This is a genomic window from Candidatus Angelobacter sp. (genome assembly GCA_035607015.1).
Taxonomy (GTDB): Bacteria; Verrucomicrobiota; Verrucomicrobiia; order Limisphaerales; family AV2; genus AV2.
Map to the genome: position 1 here is coordinate 1 of DATNDF010000201.1, position 4,702 is coordinate 4,702.

The window sequence follows — 4,702 nt, forward strand, 5'->3', positions numbered from 1 at the left end:
GGGAATGTCCCGGCGTCTTGTCGAGCTGCAGGAGGCCGAACGGCGGTATGTTGCCCGTGAGCTTCACGACGAAATCGGCCAGTTGTTGACCGCGCTGAAAATGACCCTGCCGGCTCATTCGCATCCCAACCGCGCCGGCGCGGCCGGCGATTTAAAAAAGGCGCGCGGGCTGGTGGATGAACTGACTTCTCGCGTGCGGGAGCTTTCCATGGATTTACGGCCGGCGATGTTGGACGACCTCGGGCTCCTGCCGGCGCTGCTCTGGCATTTTGAGAGGTACAGCGCGGCCACCGGCGTGCGCGTCAACTTTCGACATTCAGAAATCGAAGGACGCAGATTCGAACCAGAGATCGAGACTGCCGCGTACCGCATCATACAAGAGGCCCTGACCAACGTGGCGCGCCACGCGGGCGTCGAGAAAGCAGAGGTTGTTGTGAGCAGCAGCAACGAACGGCTCCACATCGAGATCGAGGACCGCGGACGCGGGTTTGACGCAGGAGACGCGCGCATCGGCGAGCGTTCAAGCGGACTTGCGGGTATGCGCGAGCGGGCATCGTTGCTGGGGGGCGACTTTGCCATCGAATCCGTGGTCGCTGCCGGAACTCGGTTGAAGGCGACGCTGCCATTGTTCAAAAGCAAGCGGTTGGATCGGCGGAGCACCGTCCCCAGAAGCCGGCCCGGAAAAGTTCGCCGCCGGGCGGGTGAAAATAATTCTACCGAACCTTGAGTTGCGTAGTACCCCGTCCGCGGAGTTTCGCGGTTCGATTACGCGGATGCACGAATGGCGCGTTCCTCCTGGAGGTGGTAAACCGAACCTGGTGATCCGGGCACCCAGGCGGCCAGGGCCGCAGTTTGTTCCTGAAATCTGCTTCCTCGGATGCGGTGATTCCGGTTATGCTCTGGAAACGCGGGCAATGGATCGACCGTCGCGTCCAAGAGTCCGTCATCACAGTCGTTTGTGTTGAGTCCTCGAAGCTTCGACGACATCGCCTATGAAAAAGCGCGGAAAACCAATCACGATACTCATGGCCGACGATGAGGCGGCCGACTGCCTGCTGGTCAGAGCCGCCGTGGAGCGGGCGCGCCTGCACAATGATCTTCGCTTCGTCGAAAACGGCGTTGAGTTGATGGATTATCTGTTTCGGCGTGGCAAATATGTCAAAGTGTCCGATGCGCCAAGACCCGGGCTGATCCTGCTGGATTTGAACATGCCTCGCAAGGACGGGCGCGAAGCGCTGGCGGAAATCAAGGCTGACGTGGATTTGCAGCAAATTCCCGTTGTGGTGCTTACAGCGTCCCGCGCGGACGAGGATTTTTGGCGCGCCCATAACCTTGGGGCGGACATGTATCTCGTGAAGCCGGTGACTTTTGAAACGCTGATAACGGTCGTAAAATCTCTGGCCAGGTACTGGTTCGAAATCATTGAACCGCCGCCAGAGACCGGCGTGAGTATGTCCCCGGGCGCCACCATTCAGTTTGCCTGACCCGTAATTTCAACTATAATCGTTGCGGACCAGGGCCGCGCCGTTGCGATCGGCGCGTCGGGGTCGAAGCCGGTTCCGTCATTGAGCGTCCGTCTGTTCCTGTTCGTCAGTTGGGCCTGGCGGCCCGTCGTTCAAAAACTCAACTCGAGAATATTATGAACAGCAAATTCATCCTGTTGGTCGAAGACAATCCCGACGACGAATTGCTCGTTGTGCGGGCTTTGCGAAAGAACCAGATCTGGAACGACGTGGAGGTGGTGCGCGACGGCGTGGAGGCCCTGGATTTTCTCTTCGCGACGGGTCCCTGTTGCGGCCGCGATCCCGGCGATCTTCCCGCCGTTCTGCTCCTGGATTTGAAACTTCCGCGAATGCACGGATTTCAAGTGCTCAGGCGCGTCCGGGCGGACCGTCGGACCGAGGACCTGCCGGTGATCATCATTACCGCGTCCTGGGAAGTGGAGGATCTCCTCAACGGTTTCAGCCTGCGCGCGGACGGCTACGTGTGCAAGACGGCCAGTTTCGACAAACTGGTGAATGCGTTGGGTCATCTTGGACTGGAGGGTCTGCTCGCGGACGACTCCGGTTCCACCACGGTCAAGGCCCCGAAAAAAGCACAGCGGGAATCCGTCGTCGAGAGGGCGTCCATTCCTGCAGCGGCGTTGAAGCATTGAGCAGCCGCGAGCAAACCAACGAAGATTGTTGCGCACGGTGATCCTTCTGTCCGCTGTTCTGTCCCGTGCGAGGCGCGCCGGCGTCCGCGCTTCAATGCGCGCGTTCCTGTTTCGATGACAATTCGACCATTGAACCTCACCGACCTGAAGACGTCCGTCTCCGACGCTCATGAGCGCGGTGAAAAAGTCACCGGCATCGATTTAGGCGCGCTGGATCGGATTTTGGCCCATTCCCCGGAAGACCTGACAGTGACCGTCGAATCGGGTATCACGCTCGCCCGGCTCCAGGCCGAATTGGCGCGCCGGAGCCAATGGCTGCCGATTGATCCGCCGAATCCGGAGCAATTGACGGTTGGCGCACTGCTTGCGATCAATGCCAGTGGACCACGACGATATGGCTGCGGGATGATTCGCGACCACCTCATCGGGATCAAGGTCGTCCTGGCCGACGGCCGTCTCGTCAAATCGGGTGGCAAGGTTGTCAAGAATGTCGCCGGTTACGACCTCGCCAGATTGTTCATCGGCAGTTACGGGAGTCTGGGCGTGATTGCCGAAGCGACGTTCAAACTGCGTCCATTGCCGGAAGCGGAGTCGTTCATCCAGGCGGATTATCGAACGCTTGAAGAGGCTGAAGGTTCAATCGCATCGTTACTCGACTCGGAATTGACGCCGGTGGTGCTCGATCTGCACAACCTTTCGACCCGCAACATTCCTGTGCTCGTGCTCGGCTTCGCCGGCTCGCGGGAGGAAGTGGACTGGCAATTGGAAAAAGCCCGCGAACTGGGACTCAAAGAACCGGCCGGTCTCGATTACGAAAAACGATTCTGGTCCGACGAAGCCCCCGCACAATGGCTTTCAGTCTTGCCGTCACAGACAGTCGAAACGCTTGGCCGGTTGGGCAACACTTCATTCGTCGCGCGCGCAGGTAACGGAGTCATTTACCATCGCGGCGCGACTGGTCAGCGCAAAAATGATCTTCCAGTCAAACTCGCGCGCCGTTTGAAAAAGGCGTTCGACCCGAAACAGATCCTGCCCGATTTGCCGCTGTGAAAACCGACACCACCTCACAGGAACGGTTCCTCGATTACGACAAATCGCTCGCTTGTATTCATTGCGGTCTTTGTCTCTCGTCGTGCCCGACTTATCTGGAAACGGGCAACGAAAACGATTCGCCGCGCGGGCGCATCTATCTCATGCGCGCGGTTCAGGACGGGCGTCTGCCGACTGGTGGCGCCGCGGTGCGCCACATTGATCTTTGCCTCGGCTGCCGGGCGTGCGAGGCCGCATGTCCGAGCGGCGTGCAATACGGCGAACTGCTCGAACACACGCGCGACCATCTCGAGAAACATCATGACCGCTCCGCCTTTCAAACATTTCTGCGGCGCGTGGCGATTGAAAAAGTGTTTCCGTTTCCGTCGAGGATGAAACTTGCGTTATTGCCGGCACGATTGCTTCGTGTTCTGAACGCGGAAAAACTGCTCCCCCAATTTGCCCGCGAAGCGCTGTCGTTGCTGCCTGAACACGCGCCAGAAATGAAGCTGCCCGAAGTATCCCCGCCCTTCGCTGATTCGCCGTCGCGCGGCCGCGTGGGATTTGTGAGCGGCTGCGTGATGAGCGTGCTGTTTGGCGAGACGAATCAAAACAGCGTCCGCCTGCTGAATGCGACCGGTTTTGAAGTGGTGACGCCGCCGGCGCAGGGCTGCTGCGGCGCGCTCTACGCCCATGGCGGCAATCTCACTGCGGCCCGGGACTCCGCACGTTGGAACATCGAGACGTTCGAACGATACAAACTGGATGCCATCATTATCAACGCCGCCGGCTGCGGTTCGACGCTCAAGGAATACGGCCAATTATTGCGCGATGACCCGCAATGGTCCGAGCGCGCCAAAAAATTCAGCGCAAAGGTGAAAGACTTGACCGAAGTCCTTGCGGCTTCCAACGCCTCCGCAAATTCCGCACTCCACACTCCGCACTCCGCATTTGGCAAGGTCACTTACCACGATGCCTGCCACCTTGCGCACCCGCAGCGCATCACCAAACCGCCGCGGGAACTCGTCCGTTCCGTCGCAGGCGCGAATTACGTCGAATTGCCCGAGTCGGATGTTTGCTGCGGCAGCGCGGGAAGCTACAATCTGACCGAACCCGCCATGGCCGAACGTCTCCAACGGCGCAAGATCGAAAACATCCTCAAGACCGGCGCGGAAGTTGTGGTGACCACGAATCCCGGTTGTCTCCTGCAAATCCGCGCCGGTTTGGCCAAAGCCGGTTCCAAGGTGCAGGCCATGCACATCGCGGATTATTTGGAGCAGGCGGCGGCTTCGCCGAGTTCAAAGTCTTAAAGTTTAAAGCCGCCGAGTCTTCAATTCAGCGGCTGATATTGCCCCGCCACCGCTGACACGAAGTCTCCGAGGTCCAGCGTCATGCTGCGGATGTCCTCGATCTGGATGTCTTCATCCTTTAAAAACGCGCCGTGCAGTCGCGCACTGGCGGAAACACCGCTCCGTTCGGCCTCGTAGCTGAAAAGCACCTTGTCGCCATCCATCAACT

At 59.3% G+C, this 4,702-nt stretch carries 6 protein-coding genes; 5 read left to right on the top strand and 1 reads right to left on the bottom strand.

The annotated features are described in order from the left end of the window. From VN887_08200 to VN887_08220, 5 genes are all read left to right on the top strand, one after another. Positions 1-727 (top strand): sensor histidine kinase (locus VN887_08200; GenBank protein HXT39989.1); only part of this gene is annotated, 727 nt, incomplete at its 5' end. A 265-nt stretch (positions 728-992) separates the two neighbouring features. Next, positions 993-1,484, top strand: coding sequence for a response regulator (locus VN887_08205; GenBank protein ID HXT39990.1), 492 nt, complete (start codon positions 993-995; stop codon positions 1,482-1,484). 155 nt (positions 1,485-1,639) lie between these two features. Then, the gene (locus VN887_08210; GenBank protein ID HXT39991.1) at positions 1,640-2,155 is read left to right on the top strand and encodes a response regulator; all 516 of its coding nucleotides are present in this window, start codon (positions 1,640-1,642) and stop codon (positions 2,153-2,155) included. Between the two features lie 114 nt (positions 2,156-2,269). Continuing rightward, a complete protein-coding gene (locus tag VN887_08215; protein HXT39992.1) occupies positions 2,270-3,205 on the top strand; it encodes an FAD-binding oxidoreductase in 936 nt (311 codons plus the stop codon). Then, on the top strand, positions 3,202-4,494 hold the full coding sequence (locus VN887_08220) for a (Fe-S)-binding protein (GenBank protein HXT39993.1): 1,293 nt from the start codon (positions 3,202-3,204) through the stop codon (positions 4,492-4,494). The genes VN887_08215 and VN887_08220 overlap by 4 nt, the downstream gene beginning before the upstream one ends. Positions 4,495-4,514: 20 nt before the next feature. On the opposite strand, the gene VN887_08225 is transcribed toward VN887_08220, so the two are convergent. Continuing rightward, positions 4,515-4,702 (bottom strand): hypothetical protein (locus tag VN887_08225; protein HXT39994.1); only part of this gene is annotated, 188 nt, incomplete at its 5' end.